Annotated in this window: 23 protein-coding genes, 1 pseudogene and 1 other annotated feature; of the genes and pseudogenes, 12 read left to right on the top strand and 12 right to left on the bottom strand. The window is 59.2% G+C overall.

What is annotated here, in order from left to right:
* Window positions 1–11 precede the first annotated feature (11 nt).
* The 4 genes from QKE30_RS04025 to QKE30_RS04010 form a co-directional block, all read right to left on the bottom strand.
* Window positions 12–566: an SRPBCC family protein gene (locus QKE30_RS04025; protein ID WP_347934159.1), complete on the bottom strand. Its 555-nt coding sequence runs from the start codon at window positions 564–566 to the stop codon at window positions 12–14.
* A gap of 118 nt (window positions 567–684) precedes the next feature.
* Complete coding sequence (locus tag QKE30_RS04020; protein WP_080721636.1) at window positions 685–960, bottom strand: hypothetical protein; 276 nt, start codon at window positions 958–960, stop codon at window positions 685–687.
* Between the two features lie 19 nt (window positions 961–979).
* Window positions 980–1,999: a biotin synthase BioB gene (gene bioB / locus QKE30_RS04015; RefSeq protein WP_297666286.1), complete on the bottom strand. Its 1,020-nt coding sequence runs from the start codon at window positions 1,997–1,999 to the stop codon at window positions 980–982.
* Window positions 2,000–2,593: 594 nt separating this feature from the next.
* Complete coding sequence (locus QKE30_RS04010) at window positions 2,594–3,070, bottom strand: cupin domain-containing protein (RefSeq protein WP_347934158.1); 477 nt, start codon at window positions 3,068–3,070, stop codon at window positions 2,594–2,596.
* 130 nt (window positions 3,071–3,200) lie between these two features.
* On the opposite strand from QKE30_RS04010, the gene QKE30_RS04005 reads away from it, so the two are divergent.
* The 3 genes from QKE30_RS04005 to QKE30_RS03995 all read left to right on the top strand — a co-directional run bounded on the left by QKE30_RS04005 (window position 3,201) and on the right by QKE30_RS03995 (window position 6,146).
* Window positions 3,201–3,995, top strand: coding sequence for a fructosamine kinase family protein (locus QKE30_RS04005; protein ID WP_347934157.1), 795 nt, complete (start codon window positions 3,201–3,203; stop codon window positions 3,993–3,995).
* A gap of 163 nt (window positions 3,996–4,158) precedes the next feature.
* Window positions 4,159–5,403, top strand: coding sequence for a hypothetical protein (locus QKE30_RS04000; RefSeq protein ID WP_297666283.1), 1,245 nt, complete (start codon window positions 4,159–4,161; stop codon window positions 5,401–5,403).
* Between the two features lie 143 nt (window positions 5,404–5,546).
* Window positions 5,547–6,146: a YetF domain-containing protein gene (locus QKE30_RS03995; protein ID WP_297666282.1), complete on the top strand. Its 600-nt coding sequence runs from the start codon at window positions 5,547–5,549 to the stop codon at window positions 6,144–6,146.
* Between the two features lie 22 nt (window positions 6,147–6,168).
* Here the strand turns inward: QKE30_RS03995 and QKE30_RS03990 are convergent, their stop codons facing one another.
* The 3 genes from QKE30_RS03990 to QKE30_RS03980 form a co-directional block, all read right to left on the bottom strand.
* The gene (locus tag QKE30_RS03990) at window positions 6,169–8,301 is read right to left on the bottom strand and encodes a YhgE/Pip domain-containing protein (protein WP_347934156.1); all 2,133 of its coding nucleotides are present in this window, start codon (window positions 8,299–8,301) and stop codon (window positions 6,169–6,171) included.
* The gene (locus QKE30_RS03985) at window positions 8,301–9,170 is read right to left on the bottom strand and encodes an ATP-binding cassette domain-containing protein (protein ID WP_347934155.1); all 870 of its coding nucleotides are present in this window, start codon (window positions 9,168–9,170) and stop codon (window positions 8,301–8,303) included. Before QKE30_RS03985 ends, QKE30_RS03990 begins: the two co-directional genes overlap by 1 nt.
* A gap of 198 nt (window positions 9,171–9,368) precedes the next feature.
* Window positions 9,369–9,890 carry a VIT1/CCC1 transporter family protein gene (locus QKE30_RS03980; protein WP_347934154.1) on the bottom strand — a complete coding sequence of 174 codons (522 nt, stop codon included), beginning with the start codon at window positions 9,888–9,890 and terminating at the stop codon, window positions 9,369–9,371.
* Between the two features lie 105 nt (window positions 9,891–9,995).
* Here QKE30_RS03980 and QKE30_RS03975 point away from each other — a divergent pair.
* From QKE30_RS03975 to QKE30_RS03960, 4 genes and pseudogenes are all read left to right on the top strand, one after another.
* A protein-coding gene (locus tag QKE30_RS03975; protein WP_347934153.1) for an IS3 family transposase occupies window positions 9,996–11,224 on the top strand; the annotation gives its coding sequence in 2 pieces (ribosomal slippage) (window positions 9,996–10,272 and window positions 10,272–11,224; 1,230 coding nt in all).
* Window positions 10,271–10,367, top strand: a sequence feature (AL1L pseudoknot). (Overlaps the previous gene by 97 nt.)
* Window positions 11,225–11,462: 238 nt before the next feature.
* Window positions 11,463–11,738: a hypothetical protein gene (locus QKE30_RS03970; protein ID WP_347934152.1), complete on the top strand. Its 276-nt coding sequence runs from the start codon at window positions 11,463–11,465 to the stop codon at window positions 11,736–11,738.
* Window positions 11,739–11,924: 186 nt separating this feature from the next.
* A complete protein-coding gene (locus QKE30_RS03965; protein ID WP_347934151.1) occupies window positions 11,925–12,329 on the top strand; it encodes an integrase core domain-containing protein in 405 nt (134 codons plus the stop codon).
* 101 nt (window positions 12,330–12,430) lie between these two features.
* A pseudogene (locus tag QKE30_RS03960) lies at window positions 12,431–13,711 on the top strand (ISL3 family transposase).
* Here QKE30_RS03960 and QKE30_RS03955 read toward each other — a convergent pair.
* The 4 genes from QKE30_RS03955 to QKE30_RS03940 form a co-directional block, all read right to left on the bottom strand.
* The gene (locus tag QKE30_RS03955; protein ID WP_347934150.1) at window positions 13,708–13,995 is read right to left on the bottom strand and encodes a hypothetical protein; all 288 of its coding nucleotides are present in this window, start codon (window positions 13,993–13,995) and stop codon (window positions 13,708–13,710) included. The pseudogene QKE30_RS03960 and the gene QKE30_RS03955 sit on opposite strands and share 4 nt — an antisense overlap.
* A gap of 318 nt (window positions 13,996–14,313) precedes the next feature.
* The gene (locus QKE30_RS03950; RefSeq protein WP_347934149.1) at window positions 14,314–15,108 is read right to left on the bottom strand and encodes an ImmA/IrrE family metallo-endopeptidase; all 795 of its coding nucleotides are present in this window, start codon (window positions 15,106–15,108) and stop codon (window positions 14,314–14,316) included.
* Complete coding sequence (locus tag QKE30_RS03945) at window positions 15,101–15,433, bottom strand: helix-turn-helix transcriptional regulator (protein WP_347934190.1); 333 nt, start codon at window positions 15,431–15,433, stop codon at window positions 15,101–15,103. The genes QKE30_RS03950 and QKE30_RS03945 overlap by 8 nt, the downstream gene beginning before the upstream one ends.
* Window positions 15,434–15,517: 84 nt before the next feature.
* Complete coding sequence (locus QKE30_RS03940) at window positions 15,518–17,107, bottom strand: MFS transporter (protein ID WP_347934148.1); 1,590 nt, start codon at window positions 17,105–17,107, stop codon at window positions 15,518–15,520.
* 176 nt (window positions 17,108–17,283) lie between these two features.
* Here QKE30_RS03940 and QKE30_RS03935 point away from each other — a divergent pair, with 176 nt between their 5' ends.
* Window positions 17,284–19,197, top strand: a complete 1,914-nt coding sequence (locus QKE30_RS03935; protein WP_239201282.1) for a hypothetical protein — start codon at window positions 17,284–17,286, stop codon at window positions 19,195–19,197.
* Between the two features lie 48 nt (window positions 19,198–19,245).
* Here QKE30_RS03935 and QKE30_RS03930 read toward each other — a convergent pair whose 3' ends face one another.
* Window positions 19,246–19,617 (bottom strand): carboxymuconolactone decarboxylase family protein, encoded by a 372-nt coding sequence (locus QKE30_RS03930; RefSeq protein ID WP_239201286.1) that lies wholly within the window; start codon window positions 19,615–19,617, stop codon window positions 19,246–19,248.
* A 279-nt stretch (window positions 19,618–19,896) separates the two neighbouring features.
* Here QKE30_RS03930 and QKE30_RS03925 point away from each other — a divergent pair, with 279 nt between their 5' ends.
* From QKE30_RS03925 to QKE30_RS03910, 4 genes are read left to right on the top strand one after another with little or no spacing between them, the layout of a single operon-like run.
* Window positions 19,897–21,369, top strand: a complete 1,473-nt coding sequence (locus tag QKE30_RS03925) for a DUF3375 domain-containing protein (RefSeq protein ID WP_237744776.1) — start codon at window positions 19,897–19,899, stop codon at window positions 21,367–21,369.
* Window positions 21,370–21,957, top strand: a complete 588-nt coding sequence (locus QKE30_RS03920) for a DUF4194 domain-containing protein (RefSeq protein WP_034978096.1) — start codon at window positions 21,370–21,372, stop codon at window positions 21,955–21,957.
* On the top strand, window positions 21,954–25,304 hold the full coding sequence (locus QKE30_RS03915) for an ATP-binding protein (protein WP_347934147.1): 3,351 nt from the start codon (window positions 21,954–21,956) through the stop codon (window positions 25,302–25,304). Before QKE30_RS03920 ends, QKE30_RS03915 begins: the two co-directional genes overlap by 4 nt.
* Entirely contained in the window at window positions 25,291–26,406 is a 1,116-nt protein-coding gene (locus QKE30_RS03910) for a DUF3322 domain-containing protein (RefSeq protein ID WP_347934146.1), read from the top strand. The genes QKE30_RS03915 and QKE30_RS03910 overlap by 14 nt, the downstream gene beginning before the upstream one ends.
* The last annotated feature ends 57 nt before the right edge of the window (window positions 26,407–26,463 follow it).

Below are 26,463 nucleotides of genomic sequence, written 5' to 3'. Positions count from 1 at the left end.
GTGAACTGTACCTAAAAGTTTTCAGCTTCCCTAGCAAGCGCACGGATGGTCTGCTGGATTCCTTCCTGCAGGCTAGCCTCGAACTTTTCCTCCCCGCCGAGGACGACCGCGACCAGTACACGGGAGATCAGGGAGGTCTTGCCACCGGGAGCCAGGCGCTTCTCTGTGAGAACCGTCTGAGCGCCGTCGGCGGCGGAGGCGAGCTCGAAGTGCCAGCGCGTGCCGTTCAGGGGGATCTTGAACTCGAAGACCTTCTCCGGCTCGACTTCGGTGACGACCGCCCAGGTGGGCCACCAGAGGATCCCCTGGCGGTTGAAGTTGATGGTAACGGTGCCTGGGGTTGGGGGCGGCGCTGGGGCGCCCGCGCCCGCTGCGTTGCCCGCGCCCGCTGCGTTGCCCGCGCCCGCTGCGTTGCTGTTGCTGGAACTGCTGCCACGCGGCAACAGGATCATCTTCTTGCACTGCGGGCTGCGCTGGCCCATCGCCGAAAGGTCGGTAACCCGCTGCCAGACTTTGCTGGCGGGTGCGTTGACGGTGGTGCTGGCGGAAATTTCCGGTGCTGCCATGTTTGTGATGCCTTTCGTAGGTGAACCGTGTTGTTAGTGGGTGATCTCGAGTGGATTGTCTCTTCAGCGGAAGTTTTGTCGCCGTAACTAGCGGTGGTTCCACACTACGTGCTGGAAGCTACATATCCACCACAATCGAAGAATCCACATCGCCATGCCGGGAGCACTCCGCCGTCCAACCCATCGGATTAACCTGCACCTTCATGCGGCGCCCGCACAGCGGGCAGAAACGCGGTGGCTCCAAACCCGCCAGTGCCCCGCGGCTCGCCTGCGCAAGCGCTCCGCGGCCGACGCGCAAGGTCTCGTCTGAAGAGTCGAGTGGCTGGCCCGTGTGGGCGTCATATAAAGGGGTACCGCCCAAGACAAACAGGGCGGTGAGTTCGCTTAAAGGCATCGAGGAAGTCACGGTATGCCTACAGGGTTGCGTTCAGGGCCTTGATCGGCAGCTGGAGCTTGCCGAGCATGTCCACGTCGCGCTCGGCCGGGCGGCCCAGCGTGGTCAGGTAGTTGCCCACAATGACGGCGTTGATGCCGCCCAGCAGGCCCTTTTCTGCGCCCAGGTCGCCCAAGGTCAGTTCGCGGCCGCCAGCAAAGCGCAGCAGCTGGCGGGGGAGAGCCAGACGGAACGCGCCGATGGTGCGCAGAGCATCGTTGACCGGCATGGGTTCGAGGTCTGCGAAAGGAGTGCCCGGGCGGGGGTCGAAGAAGTTCAGCGGAACCTCTGTGGGGTTGAGGTTCTGCAGGTCGATGGCGAACTCCGCGCGCTGCTCGACAGTCTCGCCCATGCCGACGATGCCGCCGCAGCAGACCTCCATGCCCGCGTCGCGGACCATCTCCAGGGTGGAGGTGCGCTCCTCCCAGGTGTGGGTGGTGACGACCTCCGGGAAGTAGCTTTTGCAAGTCTCCAGGTTGTGGTTGTAGCGGTGCACGCCGAGCGCCTTCAGGCGATCGACCTGCTCCTGGGTGAGGATGCCGATGGACGCGGCGATGTTGATGTCGACCTCCGCCTGGATGGCGGCGATGGCTTTGGCCATCTGGTTCATCAGGTCCTCGTCGGGGCCCTTCACGGCGGCGACGATGCAGAACTCCGTGGCGCCGGTCTTGGCAGTCTGCTTTGCGGCCTCGATCAGCTGGGCGATGTCCAGCTGGATGGAGCGGACCGGGGACTCGAAAAGGCCCGACTGGGCGCAGAAGTGGCAGTCCTCGGGGCAGCCGCCGGTCTGCAGGGAGATGATGCCCTCCATCTCCACGGCATCGCCGCACCACTTCAGGCGGACCTGGTGGGCCAGGTCCAGGAGCTCGTCGAGGTGCTCGTCGCCCAGCTGCAGAACCTGGAGGGTTTCCTGGTAGTTCAGAGGCTCGCCGTTTTCCAGGACCTTCGTGCGGGCGAGGTTTAGGATTTCTGGGGTTTCGGTGGTTGGTGGGGTAGTCATCGTCGATCTCCTCAAAGCTATTGTGAAACTTCTCGTGCGAGTTATAGGGCGCGTATTGGGCGATTATGTGGGCGTATCACTCTTGAACATCAGTCTTGAACGTCAGTATTGAACACTGTTTAGTTTCACATGCTAACGCACTGCGTTCATGACGTGTGGCATACCGGAGGTTAGGGAGTTTCGAGGGGGTGTTGGGCGCGTGGTGGGGGCGCGTGAAATGCCGGGGTTGGGCGCCTGGCGCGAGGGTGATGTCCCAAATCTTCCACTCTGTTTCTATAACTAATTCGTTTGTGCAGGTCAGGCGGTTTTGAGAATTGGGCTGCAAATGTGCTTTTCGCTGAAAGTGGAAGATTTGGGACAATGTCGCCGTAGCCACCTCGCGACTGCGGAGCCTGTGGGGCATAAGGGGTGCATGTGGCGTGAGTGGCGTGGGCGTCTGGCGCTGTGGAGGCCGCGCGGCGGAGGCTACGTGGTGCAAGGCAAAAGAAAAGTGGCACCTCATAAAGAGGTGCCACTGTCGCCAGCTAACCCAGCCACTGTGCCAGCCAGCTCAGGCCAGCTCAAGCCGGCTCAACCCACCCAGCTCAACCAGCTCTAGGCGTGCTCGTCGGCCTGCTGCTTCGGAGGCTGAACGGTCCACTCCGGCGGAACGTCCTTGCCGGACTCCTCGTCCTTCTCTGCCTGCTCGGCGGTCTCCTGCACGATGCCCTTGGCGTGGTGGCTCGGCGCGTAGATCGCGTACACCTGCATCGGCTCGTCACCGGTGTTGATGATGTCGTGCCACACACCAGCCGGAACCTGCACAGCCCAGCCGTCGGAAACCTCCTGCTGGATCGTCATGTTGTCCTTGTCCGGACCCATGATGCACTTGCCAACACCCGCGTCCAGGCGCAGGAACTGGTCGGTATTGTGGTGCACTTCCAGGCCGATGGAATCGCCGGGGGCGATGGACATGAGCGTCACCTGCAGGTACTTGCCCGTCCATGCGGTGGTGCGGTAGTTGGTGTTCTCTCGGGTGGCGGTTTCAATGTCAAAGACATTGGCCTCTGGTCCGTTGTCTACGATCTTCATGATGCTCCTTCCGGTTCGACGTCCTTCAACTCCCAGTGTAGGCCGATTTTCCTGGCCTTTCAGGCGCCCGCCAGCCTGCTGCCACAGCAACGCCGCCGCGCCGAAGCCGTAACGCTGCAACACTGGGGGCATGGCTATTTCTGACATTTATTGGAAGAACAACCCTGGTCGCCCCGGCGCTTGGGAGGTCGCGGGCCTGCGCTGGCTCGCCGAGGCTCCGGGCGGCGCGCCGGTTGTTTCTGTTCACGAGCACGATGCTCGTGGGTTGGGGATCGATCGGGTAGAGCCGATGACGCCCACACGCGCCATGGCCGAAGACTTCGGCCGAAAGCTGGCGGCCACGCATGCCGCGGGGGCGCCCCATTTCGGGTTCTCACCGACGGGAGAGGCTGGATTCCAAGGCCCCAACGACAACCTCTTGGAGCTTCCCCTGAAGCCCTCCGAAAGCTGGGGAGAGTTCTACGCGGACGTATGCTTGTCTCTGCTGGTTGCGCGTGTATTCGGTGGCGCCACAGCAGCGGACATTCCCGCCGAGGTCTCCCGGCTGCTGGAGGCTCTGCGCGCCGGGCGGCTGGACGACGGCACACCTCCGGCCCGCATCCACGGTGACCTGTGGGCGGGGAATGTGCTGTGGGGGAAGGTGGCGTCAAGAAATAAGGAAGGAGGAATCCTCATCGACCCGAGCGCGCATGGCGGCCATCCGCGCGCGGACCTGGCAGCGCTGCGACTTTTCGGTGCGCCGCACCTGAGCAGTATCGAGGGCGCGTATTTCGAGGCCAGCCCGCACGTGGATGGCTGGGGGACGGGTGCGCAGAGCGTGGATCTGCACCAGCAGCACCTGCTGTGGCTGCATGCGGCGGTGTTCGGCGGCGGTTACACCGGGGAGGCCGTCGCGGGCGCGGGGCGCGTGGTGCGCGGGCTGTGACGTGCGGGCGGCGTGCGTGGTGCGCGAGTTGTAAGGCGCCAGAACTGTTGAGCGCCGCCAGCCTCTAGCTGAAGTGCTGTAGGGAAGTCGACGGAGTACAGTCATAGTTCGGACAAAACCGCATTATTTGTTTTCTAATTTTTAGTGAAGGAGTTTTCTCAGCGTGAAGAGAACATTCTCTATCGCCATGGCCTTCGTCGGGCTGACCGTCGGCGCGGGCTTCGCCACCGGCCAAGAAGTGATCCAGTACTTCGTTTCCTTCGGGCTCAACGGCATTTGGGGCGCGGTGCTGGCCGGCATCGTTATGACCCTCGCCGGTAGCGTGATCCTGCAGGTCGGCAGCTACTTCCTGGCCGACGAGCACCGCATGGTGTTCCGCAACGTCGCGCACCCCATCGTCTCGCGGTTCTTGGATGTCTCCGTGACGATCACCCTTTTCGCCGTTGGTTTCGTGATGCTCGCCGGCGCGGGCTCCAACCTGGAACAGCAGTTCGGCCTCCCCGCCTGGGCGGGCGCGCTGTTGATGACGGGCGTGGTGCTGGCCGCCGGAATGCTGGACGTGGAGAAAGTCAGCCAGGTCATCGGCGCGCTGACCCCGCTGATCATCATCGCGGTGGTTTTCGCCTTCGTGTACACGATGATCAACATGCCCTCCGACACGTCGCACCTGAACGAGATCGCGATGGCGGAAGAATCTCCGGTTTCCCCGTGGTTCGTCTCCGCCCTGAACTACAACGGCCTGGCACTGCTGCTGGGTGTGTCCATGTCCCTAGTGATTGGCGGTAACTACTCATCCCCGAAGGAAGCCGGCATGGGCGGACTGATGGGTGGAGTGCTGTACACCGCAATGCTGATCATCGCCGCGATCACCCTGTACCTGAACATCGAGACCGTCCAGGGCAGCGACGTGCCGATGCTGGCGATGATGGACGACATCAGCCCGGTGCTGGGCGTGATCATGGCGATCATCATCTTCTTCATGATCTTCAACACCGCGATCGGCATGTTCTATGCGCTGGGTAAGCGCCTGACCGCCAGCACCGACAAGTCCTTCCGTCCGGTGTTTATCGTGGTGACGCTCATTGGCTACGGCATCAGCTTCGTGGGCTTCGATACCCTCATGACCTACGTCTACCCGGTCATCGGCTACATCGGCCTGGTGATGATCGTCGTGATGATTGCCTGGTGGCTCCGCTCCCGCGCCCGCATCTTCACAGAGTCCAAGCGCCGTGACCGCATCCACGAGCTCGCCCACGCCCGCGAGCACGACGATGAGGAGTACACCGACGAGGATCGCCAGGAGCTGCGCAAGCTGGTCGGTGAGTCCAACATCGAGGACAAGGAGCTGCACGAGACCATCACCGACGAGGTGAAGAGCGAGATCCCGGACGCGGAGCTCGAGAAGTAGCGCGCCCAGCGCGCCCGCACTGCACGCCCACTGCGCCGCGCGCCCGCACTGCACACCTGCGTGCCACGCGCCCCGCGCACACCACGCGCCCGGTGCGCCGTGCTATCTACCTGGGCGTACAATGAGTATCCATGTTTGGCGGGATGCATGAATCATTCACGACGGTTGCGATAAGCGCGGCGGATTTCACCCCGCCGCAGGGGTGGGGGCCGGTGCTGAAGGAACAGCTCGGCATTGATCTGTGGCGCATTCCGGTGGTCATGGTCGCCGCCGTCGGTATCTACCTGACGTTCCTGGTGGCGGTGCGGCTGTTCGGGCAGCGCATCCTCAGCCCGCTGGGCGGCTTCGATGCCGTCGTTATTTTCATGTTCGGCGCAGTCGCGGGCCGTACTGTTCTAGGCCACCCGCCGTCACTGGCCGCGGGCGTGATCGGCCTGCTCACCCTCATGGGCATGGAGGCTCTATTCGGCGCCGTGCAGGACGTCGTGGGTCTGCGCCGCACCATCAACCCACCCCCAACGGTGCTGATCGCCCATGGCGAGGTGCTGGAGGAGACTCTGCAGCGCAACCACATCACAGAAACCGCTATTGCCACGGCCGCACGCAAGGCGGGTGTACGCGACTTTAGCGAGGTCGCGTGCATGATTCTGGAATCCAACGGGTCGATCTCTACCCTGCGGGCGGGGGAGAAGATCGACCCGGATTTGTTGCTGGGTGTCGAGGGCGCCGAGAAGGTTTTGTGACGCCCCCTCGTCCCACCGAACCTTAAGCGTTCAGCACCGGGTGCAGTCGCTTCATGGTCCACGTTTGCTGGCTACGGGCCGATAGCGTGGTGACCAGGAAGCAGCCGAGGCCGACGAGGAACAGCACTCCCACTGCGATCGGTAGGCGTTCGTCGTAGAAGCCGTAGATCAGCTGCCTGAAGCCGTTGACTGTGTACGTCATTGGGTCGAACGGGTGCAGGAATTGGAAGAACTTGTTTTGTGTCTCGACGGGGTAGAGGCCTCCCGAGGCGACGATCATCAACATCAGCACCGCTAGGGCTGTCACGCGGCCTGGTCCAGGCCCCATGAACGCGATGAACATTTGGTTCATCAGCATCCACACCAGCGCCACGAGGGCGGCGAAGAGGAATAGTCCCGGCAGGTTATCGACATCCATGCCCACGCCCCAGACGGTCACGCCGACCACGACGGCTGCCTGGCCGATGGCGAGTAGGCCGGTCGGCAGGAAGCCGGAGAGTGCCGCACGCCAGGAGTGCACACCAGAGTTGACGGTGCGGGCCTGCAGCGGCTTGATCATCACGTAGACCATGATGCCGCCGATGAACAGCGCCATGCTGAAGAAGAACGGTGCCATGCCGGCGCCGAAGGTGTGGTTGCCGGAATCATTGTCGCTCTTCAGATCCACCGGTCCGCCGATGGTGGAGGCGGTGGCCAGGCGCTGGCCTTCGTTCCAATTCGGAACCTGCTTGGCGCCGTCGGAGAGCTTGGTGTGGAGTTCGGAGGCGCCGTCATCCAGCTTGGCGGTGCCGTCCTTGGCCTTGCCGGTGCCTTCGACGAGCTTATCCGCACCGTCCTTGAGCTTGGTGTTGCCGTCGTCCAGCTTGATCACGCCGTCCTTCAGCTTGCCCGCGCCGTCGGAGGCTTCGCCCATCTTTTCATCCAGCGTCTGCGCGCCGTCGTTGAGCTTGTTCACGCCGTCCTGAAGCTGCTTGAACTGTCCTGGCAGGCCCTTCAGCTCGGTCACGCCGTTGCGCAGTGGCGCGTTCGGGTCGTTGAGTTGGTAGGACAGCTGTGCGCTGCCGTCGGCCAGGCGCTTCAGGTCCGAGGCGTTCTGAGACTTCGGGCCGAGGCCCTGCGTTTCCAGGGAGAGGGCCACCTTGTCCAGTTCGTCGGCTGCGGTGATGGCGGCGGGTACGCCGGTGCCGCGCAGGTCGCGGGAGAGTCCACGCAGGTTAGCCGCGTGGTCGCCCTGGGCCTTGGTCACGCCACCGAGTTGAGTGTTGAGCTTCTGCACTCCGTCGTTGACCTGGCTTGCTCCGTCGCCGAGTTTATTGACGCCATCTTCCAGCTCGTTGAGCTTTCCAGCCTTGCCATTGATCTTGTCAGCCGCAGCGTTCACCTTCGTGGCGAGCTCGTCAGTACCGTCGGCTAGTTTGCCCGAGCCGTCGTGGAGTTTGACGAGTCCGTCGTCCAGATCGGTTGCGCCCTTGCGCAGCTTGCCGGAGCCGTCCTTGGCGGTGGCCAGGCCGTCGGCGAGCTTGTTGGCGCCGTCGTCCAATTGGATGGACCCGTCCTTCAGTTCGGCGGTGCCGTCGGCGAGCTTGCCGGCGCCGATGGCGGCCTTTTGCATGCCGGAGCCGGCGTCCACGATGCCGACGAGGACCTTGTCCACGGCCTCGGCACTGATCTTGTCGCCCACCACGCTGATGACCTCACGCATGACGTTCTGGCCGATCATGGTGGACAGGTAGCCGTTTGCATCGTTGTAGGTGCTGATGAGGTTGGCTTTCTCCGGGTTATCGGAGGTGGGCGAGGCCACCGCCTCGGAGAAGTTCTCCGGCAGCTCGAGGGAGAAGTAGTATTGGCCGGATTCCACGCCCTTGCGGGCATCTTCGGCGTCCGTTTCGATCCAGCTGATCTGGTCGTTTTCCTTTAGGCCTTCGATCACCGTGTCGCCGGCGCGCAGCTCCTCGCCCTCAACGTTGGTTCCCTTGTCACTGTTAACCAGTGCGACCGGCAGGCTGTTCAGGTTCCCGAAGGGGTTCCAGAATGCCCACAGGTAGAGGGCGGAGTACAGCAGCGGCATAAGCACAAGGATGACAAGTGCGGCTCGGGTGAGCCGGTTGCGCTTGAAGCTGCGGATTTCGCTGTTTAGTTTGAAACCGGCAAGCATTAACGGTTCTCCTTCTGCTCTGTGGTGTTGGTGTGGTCTTCGGGGATGTCCAGGTCGTCTAGTTCTGGATCGTCGAGCTCTGGGTCATCCAGCTCAGGGTCATGCTGGTCTGAGTAGTGTTGGTCTGGGTCGTACTGGCCTGATTCGACCTCCGCCGGGTCAGGGTATTCGCGCAGTCCGGTATGAATCGGGTGCGCGTGGCCAGCGTTGGCGTCAATTTCAATAACCTTGTGGGGCTCCACAGGACCGACAATGGGGTTCGACGAGTTAACGACCACAGGAATGTCCCGCGAAAGGCGCTCGAGCACCTGCAACAGAATCGCACGGTCGTCGTTCTCGTGCACCTGCTCGATGTCGTCCATGATCAGCAGCTCGACGGGCTTGTTGTCGGCGGGCAACAGGGCCAAGCTAATGCGCAGCATGATCTTGTCCAGGTTGTCCAGCTGGGAGATATAGGCATCCAGCGGGGGCAGGTCGCGGTCGCCGTAGACGTAGTTGCAGAAGCGCTCCAGGTCCTCTTGGGTGGCCTTGCGCATCGGCTTGAACCACGGCTTCGACCAGGACATGGACTCGGTGAGCACGTCCTGGACCGTGACGGAACGCTCCAGCAGGTCGATCTGCTCCACGCCCGCGATGGCTACGCGGGAGCGGATGGGCTTCGGCTTGGATTCGCCGAGGACGCGTAGCGAGCCGCCGGTGGGCTTCATTCGGCCAGAAAGGATCAGAGCCAGGGCCGTGCGGCCGGAGCCACCCTTGCCAAGCAGGTTGGTTAGACCCTGGTTGGGGATAGCGAAAGAAAGAGGGCCGAACACTCGGCCTTCGTCACCTTTTCGCTCGAGATCCTGGGCTTCTACTGCTAGGGAAGACATGGCTTTACCTGATTTCTGTGGGTAGGGAAGCTCGGTCTATTTCAACAGACACCCTGGACATCTTTGTAGATTTTGACGATTTCGTCAATTTCCCTTGCGGAGTGCTCCGGTGGTGCTACGAAAAAGCGCTGCAGCACCCGAGTCTACAAGGAACTTAGCTGGGAAGCTGCAGCGCTATTGGGGAAGACGGGAGGTGGGCTATATCGCCGCCCCGAATAGAGAGCCGACGGCGAAGGTGACCGCCAGGGCGGCCATTCCGCCGATCACGATACGCAGCACCGCGCGGGTCTTCGGTACGTTACTGAGGTGAGCCGGCAGGGCGCCAGTGAGCGCCAAGGCTACGAAGGTCACGCCGAAGATTACGGCGACGGGGGCAAACAGGGCGGCGGCAAACGGCAGTGCGGCACCCAAGATGAAGGAAATGAAGGATGCGATGTCCGCCGACCATGGGTTCACTAGTTGGCTTATGCCCATGGCGCGCTCGGAATCGCGCTGCGAGGAGACGGAGACGTACTCGCCGAGCGCCATGGACACGGCGCCGTCGATGACGGCGGCCAGTCCGGACATGGCGATGGTCTGTGGGTTGCTGGTCGCGCCCGCCACGCCGACGAGGACCGCGGCGGTGGAGACGATGCCGTCGTTGGCACCGAGGACAGCCGCGCGGAGGCGGTTAAGGGGCTCTTCCGGTTTCGGGGTGCGTAGCGGGGTGAAGTAGAACACGACGGGTTCAGCGGGTCACCACAACATGTAGGGGTCCCTGGTGTGAAGATGAAAGTGAAGTGTCCTGGGTTTAGTTCCGATCATTTCTAGAGAAGGATTGGAATCATGCCAAGGAAGTACAGTGACGAGTTCAAGGCCAAGGCAGTGCGTTTGGCTGAGGATCTCGTTGAGCTCGAAGGGTGTTCGAACTGGGGTGCAGCCGTAGAGATCGGTGAAAAGCTCGGCATTCCAGCGCACACACTCAACGACTGGTTGAAGCCGAATATGGCCTCGTCCGATGTTGAGATTGGCGCCGTCGAGTCAACGGCTGACGAAGTGAAGCGGCTCCGGAAAGAAATTAAGGAGCTACGCAGGGCTAATGAGATCTTGAAAACCGCGTCAGCTTTTTTCGCGGCGGAACTCGACCGTCCCACCAGAAGATGATCGAATACATCGATGCGTATCGCGATCGCTTCGGGGTCGAGGCTATCTGCCGCACAGTGAAAGAGACAGAATGTGGGTTCATCACCTCTCGTGGCTACCGAGCAGCGAAAACACGAACGCCGTCGGCGAGGAGTTTGTCGGATGCGCTGCTCATTTTTGAATTGGTGAGGGTCTACGAGGACAACTTCAGCGTCTACGGGGGCCGCAAGATGTGGAAGGCTATGCAGCGCGCCGGCTGGAACATCGGTCGTGATCAGACCGCGCGTTTGATGAAGCAAGCTGGCATTTACGGCCGTAGGCGTGGCCGCACACCGATGACAACGCTTCGGGCCAACGTGCCGGATGGCCGCCCTGACCTGGTCAACCGTGACTTCACTGCCCCCGCACCGCACCGGTTGTGGGTCGCTGACATCACCTATGTGCGCACCTTGTCTGGTTTTTCCTACACCGCGTTTATCACCGATGTGTACTCCAGGAAGATCGTCGGTATGGCAACTCGGGCGAGCATGCGTACCGATGAACTTCCGCTGGAGGCCTTTGAGCACGCCCTGTACCACGCTGGTGATCTTCGCTCAGAAGGGCTTGTCCACCACAGTGACCACGGCTCGCAATATGTGTCGATCCGTTACGGTGAAGCACTCGCCCTGGCGGGTATCGATCCATCTGTCAGCACCGTTGGCGACTCCTATGACAACGCGTTGGCTGAAACGGTCAACGGGCTCTACAAAACAGAGCTAATTTATCCCCACCGGCCGTGGACATCGGTCGGTGAAGTCGAGATCGCCACCCTTCGCTGGGTGCACTGGTGGAACAACCAACGACTTCACCAATCCCTGGGATATATCACTCCACAGGAGATGGAGCACGCCTACTATCAACGATCAGGCGCTCAAACGTTGGGCGTTAAATAAGCGGAACGAAAACCAGGACGCTTCAGTGGCTCCAAAGTTGGGGGTGTCATGGCACACGGCTCGTCAATGGACTTAAGCAGGCCCGCCGTGCGGGAAACATCCCAGAACCCGTGCCTGAAGATCTGGCCGCCGAAAACGCGAGGCTGCACCGTGAAAATCAAGAGCTACGCGACACCAATGAACTTTTAAAGGCTGCCTCAGCTTTTTTCGCGTCGGAACTCGACCCAAAACGTCGGAAATGATCCGGTTCATCGATGAATACCGGAATCGTTTCTCTGTCGAGTTCATCTGTAAGACGTTGAAGGATAACCGGGCTGGTGGGTTCATCACCTCGCGTGGGTATCGCCAGTCCAAGGCCCGTGGACTAAGTGCTCGCCGCCTTCGTGATGCTGTGCTGGTTGAACGCATTGGTGCCATTCATCGGGATAATTACGGTGTCTACGGTGTACGGAAATGTGGCATGCTCTTCATCGTGACGGAATCGATATCGGTCGTGAACAAACCGCGCGGCTGATGCGTCTAGCCGGTGTATCAGGCAAAGGCCGCTCGCCTATGACCACTTGCACACCTCAAAGGCCGGATTTGCGCCCGGACTTGGTGAAGCGAGAATTCAAAGCCGAAGGCCCGAACAAGCTGTGGGTGGCTGACATTACCTACGTTCGCACGAAGAAAGGCTTTGTGTACGCCGCATTTGTCACCGATGTTTACTCCCGACGGATCGTTGGGTGGGCGTTATCAGATTCCATGCGGACTTCAAGCGTTGCCACTGCAAGCTCTCAACCAGGCGATCGCGTGTGCTGAAGAAACAACAAGTCTCATTCACCATTCAGATCACGGCTCGCAGTATGTCAGCGTTGTCTACAACGAGCGTCTTGCCCAGCACGGGATTGCCGCTTCCACCGGAACTGTCGGGGATTCCTATGACAATGCTCTGGCTGAAAACGTTAACGGCTCCTACAACAACGAGCTGATCCATACTCGCAGGTGGAATGACGTTGTCGAGGTAGAAATCGCGACGTTCGAGTGGGTGTCATGGTGGAACGAGACGAGGCTTCACCAAAGCTTGGGATACCGAACCCCAGTCGAAGTGGAAACCGAATTTTAGGAGCAGCACCCGCCGCAAGCAATAATAGAAATCAAGGCAAATGCCTAGGAACAAAACCCGGGGCACTTCAGAAGCCTACTGGAAACCTCGTCGCCGACACTATCTGCCGTACCGCGGAAATCGGGCTTGCCATCACCGGTGCCGCTGATGCCGGACCGCTGACCCTCATTGAGGCCACGCCAGTAGCCGTTATCGGCGTGTGCCCGGACTGCGGACAGCCAGGAATGCTGCGCGACCACATCACCCGTCGACTCGTTGATCTTCCTGTTGTTGGATTTCCCACTAGGCTGCACGTAAAAGTCCCTAGATTCCGGTGCACAGCCGCCTCATGTAAGAGAAAGATCTTCCAAGAATCTTTAACCTGCGCTGATGACGGCGCCAAGCTCACTGACCGGGTTACCCGCTGGATCTTGCAACGCGTTGCTATTGACCGGATGAGTGTGTCAGCTACCGCCAAAGCACTCGGTGTGGGCTGGGACCTGGTCAATAAAGTCGCACTGAACGCCTGCCGCCAGCTTGTCTACGGCGACCCCTGCCACCTAGACGGGGTTCGCGTCCTCGGAGTCGATGAACATGTATGGAAACACACCAGAAAACCAGGCCAGGCATCAAACCTGGTGACCATACTCGTTGACCTCACCCCGCTGGTGGACGGGCGTGGGCCTGCACGTTTGTTAGACATGCGACCGGGCAGGTCCGCAGACGTGCTCAGCGGGTGGCTTAAGGAACGCAACCCCAGCTTCCGGGAGCAGATACAGGTAGTGACCATGGATGGGTTCACCGGATATGCCACCGCAGTCGAGGAGCAACTACCACAGGCGGACAAAGTCATGGACCCTTTCCATGTAGTGCATCTGGCAGCCGACAAGCTCACCAGTTGCCGACAAAGACTCCAACGCGAGACCACTGGGCGCCGCGGACGCAAAGATGACCCACTGTACAAGCACCGGCGCACCCTGTTGACCAGGACGAACTATCTCACCGAGCGGCAAAAGCAACGCTGAGAAATGTTGTGGGCCACCGATAACGACTACGTGGCCCTAGAAGTAACGTGGTTGCTCTACCAAGACATGATCGCAGCGTACGCGCATCCGAAGAAATCGGAAGGCAAAGAGCTCATGGAACGCATCATCCACACCCTGCGTAAAGGATTACCAAAAGGCTTAGAAGAGCTCGCTCAACTGGGACGCACCCTGTGGCGTCGACGCAAAGATGTGCTCGCCTACTTTGATATCGGTGCATCCAACGGCCCCGTCGAGGCAATCAACGGCAGACTCGAACACCTACGTGGCATCGCCCTAGGATTCAAAAACCTCAACCACTACATCTTGCGGTGCCTGATCCACTCCGGACAACTACAGGACAAAATCAACGCACTCTAAAACCGGAAGGGCCGGTTAAGGCTTTCGCCGTGATTCTCATCGACGTCGGCGGGCTCAGCGAGCTCGGCGCTTTCGGGGAGCTCAGCGTACTCAGCTGGGGCAGTGAGCTCGGGGTGTTCGGCTGGAGCGGTCGGCGTGTGTTCGGCCTGAGTGGCTGGCGGAACCTCTGCGTGCGCGGTCACTTCAGCCGTCGGGATGGTGATAATCCCGCGTTCGCACGTAGCCACGGCAGTGCAGCTGCCGTCGTAGTAGCGATCGCAGGGGCAAGATACTGAAGTGCTCATGACTCAATTATCGCTGAGCGTCAGATTTGCTGCAAGCATTGAAAGGCTACCTTTACGCAGGTCAGGGCACATTTTGTTAGGTGAGGCTAGGGTTGGGAAACTAAAGGTCGCGGTAGATTTTTGGGTTAGATAGTTTTGTGTTTGAGAAGTGTACGTGGGTGTCGAACTCGGAGAGCTGCTCCCAGATCTTTCGTACTTCGGACTTTGTCCGAAGCTTCTTCATCTGAAGTGCGCGGAGCAAAACATCCTCAGAGCTGAACGAACGAACTTGGCGCTTTTGTGCCATCTCCTGCCCTTGGCCGTTCTGATGCCACTGCTTCAGGGATGTAAAGGGGAGTCCGTCGATTGTGGTTCCGCGGGTGCCACATCTAGTTCTTGTTTCACCTGCTCTGAGGAAATGCCACGGGCTAGTGCGACTGCGGAAGAAGATACGACGCCCTTGCGATAGCCCCTGGTTGCGTCGGCAACCAGGCGCGGCGATGGTCGTGGCTGGTCTGAAACTAGCGCATCCGCATTGTATTGCTCCCGCCAGCCGTAGAGGGAAGCCAATTTAGGAGCGGACCATTCTTTAGATAATTCGTTGCAGACTTCCTCGCTAATCAATCCAGCTTCTTTCAGCTGGATGGCAGCTACCGAAGGGGAGACGCGGAAGTGTTGAATGATCTTGGAGAGCGTCTCGGGGGCTGCGGGAGAGAGGTTCTGAGCAAATTTCTTTACCCCACCCAAGGGGCACAGCACGTTGCGGGCAAACGAATTGGCTCGAGTCTCCGAAGGGCTGTTTGGCTCGCATTGAGGAACCTCGGAAGATCGGTCAATATCGTCAGCCAGGATGTGTCCGACCTCGTGGGCTACAGTGAAACGTTGCCGATAGGGAGAGGTGCTTGTTCCTACGCCGATGACGATGTTGCCCGTTTGTGGATCCTTGACGGAGATTGCTTCAACGTCCGTTGGGAGAGGGCGAATGAGCAGGTCAGCATTTACGTGCTCGGTAAACGATTCGATGCGATCGATGGGATCGTCTCCAAGCTCGTAAAAGTGCCGGAATTGTTCAGCAAGGCTTTTGCCTTGCCTGGTTGGGGAGGCATTTTGCTCATAGGAAAACGCACTAGGCATCTAACACCTCGTCCAGGGTGTTTCGGAGCTCGAGGTACGGCATCAGATCGCTTTTTATTTCAGAGATGTCGATCTCTTTTGAAGAACGCGCAGCCCACTGGGCGCGCTTAGAAAGTGGAATTTCGTCTGTTAGCTCATTCAGGCTGACTCCAAACACCCAGCTCAGAGCTACGAGATCGCTCACCGTTGGTGGTTTTGCCCCATTCTCCATGCGTGAGATCCCAGATTGGGAAATCACTCCCTCGAGTTCTCGTGAGAGTTCACGAGTCGACAAACCTCGCAGCTCTCTTAGGGTTCGCAGACGTGTTCCAAAATCTTCTGGCACCACTTGAATCACTTCCCCTCTTAACTGATTCACCTCAGATTAGGGCGGAATTCGGTGGTTGTAAAGGCCTGGTGGCGTCAGTAACTAACGAGCGGCACGGCGGGCGCGCAGGCGATTATCGTAGAGCGCGATGACGAGGGCGACGGCGATGAGCGAGCCGATTGTGCCGAAGCCAATGGCGGTGCCGAGAGTCCAGTTGATGGCGCGCGAGCTGGCAAAGACGATCGCGGTGATCAGCGCGAGCCCCATGGCGGTGCCGATGCGCTGGGCGGTTTGCAGGACCGCGCCGGAGCTACCCGCGTAGTTCAGTGGAACGTCCGCGAGCGTGAGGGTTTGGTTCGGGCCGATGACCGCGCCCTGGCCGGTGCCGACGAGGAAGAGGGTGGGCACCATCCACCACTCCGAAATGCCTGCGACGTGGTGCAGCACCAGGGCGAGGATGGTCAGCACGATGCCGGTCAGCGCCACGGAAATGCCGTCGATGACGACTCGCCGACCCCGGTCGGCGACCCTCTTGCCGGCCCAGTTGGCGGCGAAGGAGCTGCTGATCGCGGCGGGAATGCCGACACTACCTGCCACGAGCGCGCTATAGCCCAGGCCGTTTTGGAAGTACAGGGCCACGAGCACCCAGATGCTGGTAATGCCCATGAAGTACACTCCCGCCAGCATGGTGCCCAGGCGGAAGCTGGGGAAGCGGAAGATCTGCATGTCCACCATCGGGTCGAAGGGTTTCGACTTTTTCACGTGGCGCTCCCAGGCCAGCCACCCGGCCAGAAGGGCGACGGCGACGGGGAGGAGCAGGAAGGTGCGCGCGCTGCCGGAGGACTCCACAAATGGGAAGAGGAAGGCCAGGACGGCCAAGCCAAGCAGGAGGGAGCCGGAGGGGTCGAGGCTGCGCACTGCGCGGATGACGCCCACGTTACGGCCGGTGGCGGGATCCTTAACTCGGCTCATCAGCGGGCGCGGGAACCACAGGAGCGCGAGGACGAAGGCAAGAAGGCCGAAGGGAACGTTGACCAGGAATGTCCAGCGCCAGCCGTGCTCCGGTCCGCCGACGCGGATGAGGAAACCACCCAGGACGGGCCCGATGGCCACGGCCACACCCACGACGGTGCCGAACCAACCGAAGGCCCGGCCGCGCTCCTTGCCGCGGAAGAACTGCTGAATCATGCCCACGGCCTGCGGGTTGAGCAGGCCGGCGCCCACGCCCTGGATGAAGCGGGTGACGTTCAGGGCTTCCGCGGTGGGGGCGAAGCCCGCGGTGATGGCGGCCAGGGTGTAGACGCTCAGGCCGATGAGATACATCCCGCCCCGGCCAAGCAGGTCGCCGGCGCGGCCGGCGGCGACGAGGACCACGCCGAACGTCAGCGTGTAGCCGGAGAGCACCCACTGGATGTCCGATTCGGTGGCGCCCAGCCCCTGCTGGATTGAGGGCAGGGCGACGTTGATGATGGACACGCTGATCAGCGACATGAAGATCGTCGTGAGGATGACGCCAAGAACTTTCCAGCGGCGCGGATCCTCACCCGGGGGATAGGTGCCGGGGGACTGGATCGTGGCCTCCGTCGCGCCGGGGCGGGGGTTTGCGGTGTCCTGACCCGGAGTGCCTGGCTGCACGTCCCCGCGAGGGTTGCCCGGCTGTGAGTTTGCGGCGTGCGGGTCCTTTTCAGCCACTGTGGTGCGTGCCCTCCTTCGGATGGCCTGTGTGTAGTTCTGCCTTTATAGAAGCATAGCGCTACTAAGGGTGACCTTATTTCAGGGGTGGTGATGGTTTCAAAGTGGATAGGCTTCTGAAGTGCTGTTGTAGCCTGGGGCACAGGTGGTTCGAAGATCACGGAGGCTTTTGTGATATGGGGATAAACGACGAGTTCACCGAGGCGAACAATGCTCGGAATTCCAACTGGTATCAAATCCAGGGAGCGGAGTTCCATCTTCCGGAGGGTTATGTCTGCGGCTCTCAGCCGGAGTGGCGCCTTGCGCATTTCGCGGTGGTTCTTCCAGTGCCCGAATTATCGGAGGCTTTCGATTGGCCCGAGGCTTGGGTGCCCGGTCGTTTTCGCGGGATTAAGAAGATTGAGTTCGCAGAACGGGATGAAAAAGGGGACTTCGTTCGCCAGTTCTGGGGTAATAAAGTTGATTTTAAATATGTACCCCGCGTTTTCCATAAGAGTGCTGGGTCGTACTTCCGTGAGCCCCTAGCCAGCTCTATGGGGGCGGGTGCGGTTGATGCTGTACCGACGTCTGGTGGGGATCCCGCGGAGTGGATCTCAGATGCATCTACTAATCCTGCCAAGGTCGTCGCGCATCGCCTCGTTTTTGAGCCTGACCTAACGACGGAAGGCAAGCAGCAGGCACCAGAAATGGAGACGTATCCGCTGCGTTTCGCTTTGGACGACACTGGGCACCCCTTTGCGACCTTGAAGTTTGTGTGTGCCGAGTACTTGCAATACTCCGGGCCATGCCTTTATGACCTTGAAAGTGGCGAACCTAGTAACTTCGAACAGAATTTTCTCGTCATCCATGCCGTCGCGGAAAATTGCTCCGGAAAAGCGCTGGAGGAAGCTACTGCGTCGTTGACTAAACCACGAGAGAAAATGACCCTGATTGCGGAGGAAGGCAACGGAGAAGCAAGACAAAGAGAGCTACTTGAAGAACTCACTGGCTCACCACTGACTAACAACAAGGCTAGTGTTTGCCTATTGGAAGCTGCCGTGAAGGTTGTGGAAAAACAGCTATTCGTTGGCTCGGAAACTCACGCTCCGTGGGATCTCACCAAGGGCGGATACTTCAAAATACCCGGTAGAGGAACAAAAGCGAACCACGGGCGCCAGTCTCCTAAACCTTATTGCGTCACGATGGCTATCCCGGGCCGTACAGACATTGCCCTGCCAACCCCCATCGCGGATGCATCTGAGGAGACGGGGGAGAACTGGATGCTCCACGACCAATGGGCATGGTACTTTGCTTCCCGTTTCGACCGGTACACAACAGAAATACCTTATTTCCGCGATGGCTCTATAAACAGAAGCCTCGTGTCCCGCTATCGTGATTGGACTATTCACTCCTGCGAGGAGGGGTTGGCAGTGGTGCGCCGGGCACCGCTAGAAAACTCGCAAAATAATTTCTTTATGCTGGCTGGGACTCGCTTTGTAGACTTGGCTATTTTAGCGCTTAGAGCAGATAATTATCTGGGGTGTATTAGTGAACAACTTCGCCAATTATCTTTCGGTCCGGAAGCGCTCAATGTCTTGGAAAGCTCCGGCTCTGAGGGCAATGCTGGAACCCTCGAGAAGATAAGGGGCGCGGACCAAAAGCTGCAGGGCAGTCTACGGAAGTTCGCAAAGATACAAGCGGAACTAGTCTATGTGCGCGATCACCTCTGGTACGAGCGAGTCCCCGGACGCGACGTAGCGACCACCATTCTGCAGCATATGTTGGAAAAGACAGGTGCACGGGGAGACTTTGATGACATCGTCGGCGAACTTGAGATACGTGAGAACGTCTACACAACCCAGTACAACTTCGCACGTATCAGACTTGATGGCATCGAGGCAGACGCTCATAAGCGTAAACAAGAGCGGCGCGACGAACGCAATGAATTAATCGCGTTAGCAGCCGCAGTTCTGGCAGTCCCAAGCCTTTTTGCGCTTCTGCCCGCTGTTGGGCAGTGGTGGGTTTTCATTGTTTGCCTCGTGGCCATTGTTGTCATATCCGCGGTGACGTACTTCTCGCGCCGTCAACGGAGAAAGAAACAGTCGGGTTGATCTCGATTGCCAAGCGCTAATAAGCGGCCAGGCCTCCCCCCGGCAGCATTAACCCTCGAGGGCGGCCTTCATGCAGCGCATCGCGGCCAAAGTCTTCGGCACGCCGACGTAAGGCATGAGGTGCACGAAGCATTCGGCCACCTCCTCTGGGCTCATGCCTGCGACGTCCACAGCGGTCTTGATGTGGCCGGTGAGTTGCGGCTCTACGCCACCCATCGCAGCCAGGGCAGCCATGTTCAGCACCTGACGGTCGCGGAGAGTAATGCCATCGCGCTGGTAGATTCCGCCGAAGACGGCCTCGACAACCCAGTCGGACGCGCCGGGTGCGAACTCGTCGAGCTGCTTCTTCCACGCAGCGGCGGATTCTGGGGTTTGGGTCTCGCGGACGAATTCTTCGCCCTTGTCGCGGTTCAGTTCCATGGGGGCATGCCTTTCTCCTTGGATCCACGCTCCGGTTAGGTCCGGCTGGTGATGTAGCCAGACACGTGCACCAGGAGCGGGGTGGGTTGCCCCGAGGTTAGCCCAAGTTCTCGCACCAGGACGCGGGGCAGCCGTGGGCTAACCGGTGCACTTGCCCAAAGCCTTTGTCGTACAGCAGTGCCAATCTGAGGGCGTGCGCATGAGCATCGAACCCTTAGTTGGCGCCGAGATGTTCGATATTTTTGAATCTTTGTCTGCAACGCTTGTTAGATTGAGCACATGAATCGGACAACTGTGGTGGCAGATGCGTTGGCGATGATCCGCCTTGCGGACTCGGTACCTGCTTGGGCGATGCTTCGTGCCCATAACGCCCCAGCTGTTCTTTCTGTCTTAAGTGCTGTCTTCCAAGCAGGTAATCGCCAGATCGCCGGATCCGAGCTCACCCTAGCAGTGGAGTCCTTGCTGATCGATATTCGGGAACAGACCAATATGGAGCTGCCCAAGTCAGCCGTGGCTTATATCAATGACTGGGTGAAACTCGGATACCTCACAAGGCGCAGCCCTCAGGGCTCGAGGGAAGAGTTTTACGAGCTCACCACGGACGCGCACGTTGCTATCGACTATGTCCAGCAGTTGATCAGTCCTCAGCGGGTGGTGACCAAATCCCGCCTCGGAACTCTATTCAATAATCTCCAGGATCTGGCGGCTGAAACAGATCCCGACGAAGCGAGAGCGATTAGTCGCCTGGAAGCTCAGCGAGATCAGATCCAAGACCGTATCGACAACATCCGCATGAACGGTGTCGGCGTGATTTCCGACGAAGAGGCAGTGGAGAGGGCACGGGAAATCCTGGCTCTGGCGAGGGATTTGCCCACCGATTTCTCCCGCGTTCGGGAGGAGGTTGAGAATGTCGATCACGAACTCCGAGAATCGCTCGTCGAAGGGCAGCTAAACGCTGGTGAGGTACTGGACAATGTCTTCCGTGGTGTAGATCTGATCGCAGAATCAGAAGCGGGACGGGCATTCAACTCCTTCTATGAGCTTTTCCTTGACCCGGAGCAATCAAAGCAACTCGATGCCGTGATGGATTCGGTGCAATCGCGGGACTTCATGGAGCAGCTCGGCCCGGAAGAGCGGAACGAGATCGCGCAATTGGTAGACATGCTCGATTCCTCCTCGGGACAGGTACATACCTCGCTCACGGGCCTATCGCGGTCCCTAAGGCGCTTCGTGCAGTCCCGAGAAGCAGAATCGCAGCAGGCCCTCACACGGGCAATCAATCAGGCGCAGCAGCAAGCGCTCGAGCTCGCAAAACGAGGGATCGCGCCTTACGAGAAGATCGGCTACGAGCTCGAGCTGACGACGCGGCAACCGACGTCGCTTTCCAGTTGGGAATTACATAACCCGAAGGAATACCGCATCGAGCGGTCGATGGAAGTCAACGAGTCAGGCGAGATCGACTTCGAACAGATGCGTCGGCGTATCCGGGAATCAGAAATTGACTGGCAGGAACTGCGCGACGCAATCAACGATGTGCTCGGCAGAAAAGGGCAAGCATCGATTCGGGAAGTCTTGGAAGAGCACCCTGCCACTCAGGGTCTAGCGAGTGTGGTGGGGCTCATCAAACTTGCGCATGATCACGGCGAAAGATCCGACGGTACGGAAGTCCTGCAGTGGGAGAGACCAAGCGGGAAAAGGTATCAAGGGCGGTATGAGCGTTTCGAATTTCGGAGGAAGGTTGGGCGCATCTAAATGGAAAACAAACTGTATGAAGGCGACACCGGAACCTTGACAGGCTTGCAGCGTCGTGCCCTGGCGGAACTCATCCGCGGCCCATACGTGTCGAGCGTGAAATCGCCAGATGTGTTTGCTGCGATATCCAACTCACGTGAGATTCTTGCCCAACAGCTGGATAATCTCTTCCTCACTCTCATTCTCGACGAGCATGCAGGGGTTGCCTACACAAAGGCGTGGGAAGCGGATGTCCCTGAAAAGCGTGCGCTGCTACGCAAACAGTCGTTGACTTTTATGGACACGGTGGTGATTCTCCACCTGCGCCGTGAGCTGGTGACGACGAGCCCCAACGAGCGAACCATCGTGGATGAGGGTGAGGTTTTTGAGGCGACCCTGCCGTATCAAGGCCACGCCGGCACGGACAAGTCCACGCAGCGTAAGCGCTTTACTGCAGCGTGGAACAAGCTGAAGAGCTACTCGATTATTGCCAGCACCCCGACCGAGGGGCGTTTCGAGGTGTCCCCGGTGCTGCGCATCATCTTTTCCAGCGAAGAAATCGCCGCTGTCACCGAGTCTTTCCGAGCTCTCCTGGAGGAAGAACAATGACGACGACTCTGCCTGGCCAATTCCGACTCTCCCAAATCCAGGTTTATAACTGGGGAACATTCGACAACCTTCACTGTGTCGAGGTGCCGCGGGAGGGCTTCCTCATCACAGGCCCTTCAGGTTCCGGTAAGTCGACGCTGATTGATGCGATCTCGACGATTCTTGTTCCGCCCGGCAAGATTCGTTTCAACGCTGCGGCTGATAACCAAGCACACTCGGGCCGTAACTTGGTTACCTACTGCCGCGGTGCCTGGCGCCGCGAGCACTCGATCGAGGCGGACGAACTTACGCAGTCCTACCTTCGAACAGGTGCGACGTGGACGGGCGTCGCTCTACGCTATAGCGATGGGGCAGGGGAGACCGTAACCGCTTGCCGGTTGATGTTTTTGCCCGCTAACGCCTATTCGCGCCAGGAAATCACGGATCTTTACATTTTGCTCCCTCGGGCCGCCGATCTGACAGAGTTTGAGGATCTGGCACAGAAGAACTTGCCGGTTAGTGAGGCGAAGAAGACATACAGCGATGCCCTGCACGTCAGTCGAAATCATCCGAAGTTCAGTTTGGCGCTGCGCCGAGCGGTGGGGATCGCCGATGCCGGTGCTTTGGACCTGCTGAACCGAACGCAATCGGCTAAAACGCTCGGCGATCTTAATCACTTGATGCGTACCTTTATGCTGCCCGAACCAGAGACCTTCGAGATCGCGGAGCAAGCAGCGGAGAATTTCACAGACCTCCGAACGGCGTATGAGTCGGTGGTGAAAACTCGTGAACAGATTGAGCAACTGGCACCGGTGCGCGTGGCAGCAGAGAAGCGTGCAAGGGTCGAAAACAGGCTGACCACGGTAAAGGAGGACCGAGACGGCGTCGAAACCTTCGTCGACGAGTGGCGGCAGCGTTTCGCCGAACAGGAGCGGGATCAGTGGACTTCCGAGATTAAGACAGTCAGCGCGAAGATTGAAGAAGCCACCGGGGTTCGAGATGCACACCGGGCGCAAGCAGATCAACTGCGCACGTTGATTCATGGAGCGCAGGATTCTGCCTTGGTTTCTGCACAGGCTCGGCGTGACCGTTTGCAGGACCGGCTGGAGCGAGTGACCAAAGAGGAAGAGGCATTCAATTCCCGGCTCAAATCCATTGGGGCTGCAAAGCCCGGCAGTGTCGAGGAATTCACCAACCTTGTGCTGCAGTTGCGTGAAGAGCGGAAGCGGTTGAGTGCTGCATATGAAACAGAATACGTAAAGCTGGGTCAGGCGCACGTGCGCGTTTACGAGCTGGGCGAGAACAAGGACAAGCTGGTCGCGGAGCTTGAGGCTTTGCGAAAATACGAATCGGCCATGGATAACCGGTTGCTCCGTGCGCGAGCCTTGATTGCAGAGAAGTCTGGAGTGCGGGAGTCTGACCTTCCATTCATTGCAGACCTCGTGAGTATGAAGCCTGGTGAAGACCATTGGCAAGGAACTGCAGAGCGAGTGATGGGCGGGTTTGCCCGGCGGATCCTTGTCCCAGACGAGCACTATGACCAGGTTTCTTCAGCTATCGATGACACCTATCTCGGTGCGAAAGTGAGCTACACCAGGTTCACCCGGGATCTGGAAGAACAGCGCCCGTCCCGTTTCGTACCGAACTCACTGGGGCTGAAAATCAACGTAAAGTCCGGGCGGTATCACGACTGGATCCAGACCCAACTTTCTACGAAGTTCGATTACTTATGCTGCGGCTCTGTGGAAGAGTTTCGTGCTGCCCGGCGGGCGGTGACTGCAAAGGGTCAGGTGAAACATAACCGCAACGATCACATTAAGGATGATCGCCGCCGAATCGATGACCGTTCGAACTGGGTGCTGTGGGGCAATCTCGCTGACAAGATCGATGCCCTTCAAACAGCGGTGCGCGACATCGTGGCGAAACTTGAAGACGCTGAACGGCGACGCAAGGCCATCGCGGCCGGCCAGGAGAAAAGGCGTGCCCAAATAGCCACGATCGAGCGGCTATTGGAGACGGAACGTTTTCAGGATATCGATGTGTCATCGGTGACCCAGGAGCTTGCAGAAGCCCAGCGAGTCGTTGATGAACTCACTGATGGAAACGCGGAGCTGGCTGAACTGAAAGCGAGGTTGAAGGGCGTGGAAGCTACTCTCGACAAAGTCGAGGAGCAGGTCATGGCACAGCGGAACCAGCTTAGTGTCTCCAAAGTTCGCCTGGAGCAGGCAGAAGAAACGCTTGAGAAGATTCGGAATCGCCGAGGTGGGAAGACCGTCTCTGAGGACGTTGCGACCCGTCTGACAGAACGTTGCACGGCTATCGACCGCACCATTCGGCCCGATAACATCGATGCGCTCAACAATCGCCTCATTCGTGGTATCGAAGATCGGCTTGCAGACCTCAATGCGCACTTCACCAAATATTGTGGTGATCTGGTCAACGCAATGAACCTTTACTTGGTGCGCTGGCCTGATCGGGCGGGTGACCTCAAGGCGGATATGGAGTGGGAGCAGGACTTTCTTCGGGAACTGGGCAGGCTTGAAGCAGACGACTTGCCCCGTTTTGAACAGCGTTTCCGGGACATGCTGCAAGACGAAACCCACAAGCATCTGGGTCGGCTGCGCCGTTTAATCCGTGACGCGACAGCGAAGACTCGCAGCTCGATCCAGATGATTAATGATTCACTTGCGGAAGTCGAGTTCTATCCGGGTGCTTACCTGACGATCGAGGTGAGGGAGGCACAGCCCGCGATCGCCCGCAATTTCGTTGAACTTCTGGATTCCGCACTAGCAGGGATTATCAATGAAGCTGATCAGGAGGAGAGCGAGCACCGATTCCATAAGCTGCAGGCGGTGATCGACGCAGTGACGGTCTCGGACGGTACGACAACTCGTGATCGCCAGTTGCGTCTGGATACGAGGCAACACGTGAAGTTCCTGGGAGTGGAATACAGCGAGGATGGAACGCGCGGTGCGGTCTATGACTCGTCGGAAGGACTCTCGGGCGGCCAAGCCCAAAAGCTGTCCTCCTTCTGCCTGGCTGCAGCCTTGCGTTACAGGCTGACTGGGATGGGGTTGCCAGCCGCACAAGAAAAGAAATCCATTGTCCGGGTGGGGGAGGATATTTATCCGCGATTCGGCACGATCGTTCTGGATGAAGCTTTTGATCGTGCGGATGCGGAGTTCACTCGGGCTGCGATGGAGGCCTTTCGCCGCTTTGGTTTCCACATGATTCTGGCCACGCCCGAGAAGCTGCTGCAGACCGTGCAGGACTACATCGGGGGTGTGCTGATGGTGGAATGCCCAGACCGGAAGCGATCGCGAACGAGTTCTCTGACGATCGAGGAGGTCCAGGATGAAGACTCCTGATCAGGTGCGCCAACGCGCTGCGGTCTTTTATTCACGTAACCACCGCAGCTGGTTGGCCGGGGAATTCAAGATGCTGACCATCAACCTGGATCCGCCGACTGGAAGGTCGGCAGAGCGTGATGACGGCGCTGCCGTGAGAGCCTGGGTGGCACAGTGGAACCGCAGTTCAATTACCGTCGAGTGGGAGGATAAAAAGCTCAGCTATTTGGGGACTTATTCGCTGCCCCGGCGAGTTGTTCTCGCGGACGCGGATACTGCGGCTCGCGTGGCCGGCAAACTCGATCATTGGCAACGCCTCCGCACGGTCTTGGACCGTTTCTGCACGGAATTGGGGGAGAGCGTTCGACCTGAGCTCATCAGGCAACTTTCTGCGTGGGACGACTGGAATGATACGACTGTGGAGCAGTTCATTGCTGTTGTCCGGTGGGTTCACGAGCACGAGGTCAGCGACTTTTATATTCGCGAATTGCCAATCTTTGGTGTCGATAGCAAATGGTTCGAGGCACACAGGGCGGTCGTTGAAGCGGTGGTCGGGCCACTGAACTTCAAGCCGAAGCCCCAGTTGGTGGAGGTCCGCAGCCTTGACCCGACACTGGGAATTGGCGGTTTTCGGCACTTGGCATGTCCGGCGGCAGAACTCCGTGAGATCCCGGGGGCGCGAGTTCTTATCGTTGAAAATCACCAGAGTTTCCTTGCCTTGCCAGACTTGCCCGCGACGGTCGCGATCTTCGGTGGTGGATTGAACGCTGCCAGGATCGTCCAGCAGATGCCATCGCTAGAGGCGAAGCAAGTTCTTTATTGGGGAGATCTAGATTCGCATGGTTTCTATATCCTGGAACTCGTCAGGCGATACGTGCCTCATGCGCGATCTGTCCTCATGGACCTGGATACGGTTCGTGACCACGTTGATCTTGCGGTGGAAGAACCGCAACCTAGCCGGTTCGAGCCTGAGCTGTTGAGCTACGGGGAGCGCTTGGCATTGGACTATCTCCGGGGGCGTTCTGCGGGCGGGTGCTTGCGCGTTGAGCAGGAAAGAATCTTGTTTGACTATGCGCAGCAGCAGCTGCGTCGGGCAGTGAGTTCCAGTGGGACTGGTGCATAGCAGCGGCAGTAGACCCGGAGCTTGTGAATCAGTCGGCTAATATTCCGCTCATGAGGA

The sequence above is a fragment of the Corynebacterium sp. c24Ua_83 genome (genome assembly GCF_039907245.1).
GTDB lineage: Bacteria > Actinomycetota > Actinomycetes > Mycobacteriales > Mycobacteriaceae > Corynebacterium.
Note: the sequence above shows the minus strand (reverse complement) of the source record. Positions and strands in the feature narration are given on the sequence as shown.

Coding starts and splice junctions, on each gene's coding strand:
- QKE30_RS04005 (WP_347934157.1), top strand. CDS start 3,201: ATGGCTATTTCTGACATTTATTGGAAGAACAACCCTGGTCGCCCCGGC.
- QKE30_RS03955 (WP_347934150.1), bottom strand. CDS start 13,995: ATGAGCACTTCAGTATCTTGCCCCTGCGATCGCTACTACGACGGCAGC.
- QKE30_RS04020 (WP_080721636.1), bottom strand. CDS start 960: ATGCCTTTAAGCGAACTCACCGCCCTGTTTGTCTTGGGCGGTACCCCT.
- QKE30_RS03910 (WP_347934146.1), top strand. CDS start 25,291: ATGAAGACTCCTGATCAGGTGCGCCAACGCGCTGCGGTCTTTTATTCA.
- QKE30_RS04025 (WP_347934159.1), bottom strand. CDS start 566: ATGGCAGCACCGGAAATTTCCGCCAGCACCACCGTCAACGCACCCGCC.
- QKE30_RS03990 (WP_347934156.1), bottom strand. CDS start 8,301: ATGCTTGCCGGTTTCAAACTAAACAGCGAAATCCGCAGCTTCAAGCGC.
- QKE30_RS03985 (WP_347934155.1), bottom strand. CDS start 9,170: ATGTCTTCCCTAGCAGTAGAAGCCCAGGATCTCGAGCGAAAAGGTGAC.
- QKE30_RS03965 (WP_347934151.1), top strand. CDS start 11,925: ATGTTTACTCCCGACGGATCGTTGGGTGGGCGTTATCAGATTCCATGC.
- QKE30_RS03950 (WP_347934149.1), bottom strand. CDS start 15,108: ATGCCTAGTGCGTTTTCCTATGAGCAAAATGCCTCCCCAACCAGGCAA.
- QKE30_RS03915 (WP_347934147.1), top strand. CDS start 21,954: ATGACGACGACTCTGCCTGGCCAATTCCGACTCTCCCAAATCCAGGTT.
- QKE30_RS03925 (WP_237744776.1), top strand. CDS start 19,897: ATGAATCGGACAACTGTGGTGGCAGATGCGTTGGCGATGATCCGCCTT.
- bioB (WP_297666286.1), bottom strand. CDS start 1,999: ATGACTACCCCACCAACCACCGAAACCCCAGAAATCCTAAACCTCGCC.
- QKE30_RS03930 (WP_239201286.1), bottom strand. CDS start 19,617: ATGGAACTGAACCGCGACAAGGGCGAAGAATTCGTCCGCGAGACCCAA.
- QKE30_RS04010 (WP_347934158.1), bottom strand. CDS start 3,070: ATGAAGATCGTAGACAACGGACCAGAGGCCAATGTCTTTGACATTGAA.
- QKE30_RS03970 (WP_347934152.1), top strand. CDS start 11,463: ATGATCCGGTTCATCGATGAATACCGGAATCGTTTCTCTGTCGAGTTC.
- QKE30_RS03935 (WP_239201282.1), top strand. CDS start 17,284: ATGGGGATAAACGACGAGTTCACCGAGGCGAACAATGCTCGGAATTCC.
- QKE30_RS03920 (WP_034978096.1), top strand. CDS start 21,370: ATGGAAAACAAACTGTATGAAGGCGACACCGGAACCTTGACAGGCTTG.
- QKE30_RS03995 (WP_297666282.1), top strand. CDS start 5,547: ATGCATGAATCATTCACGACGGTTGCGATAAGCGCGGCGGATTTCACC.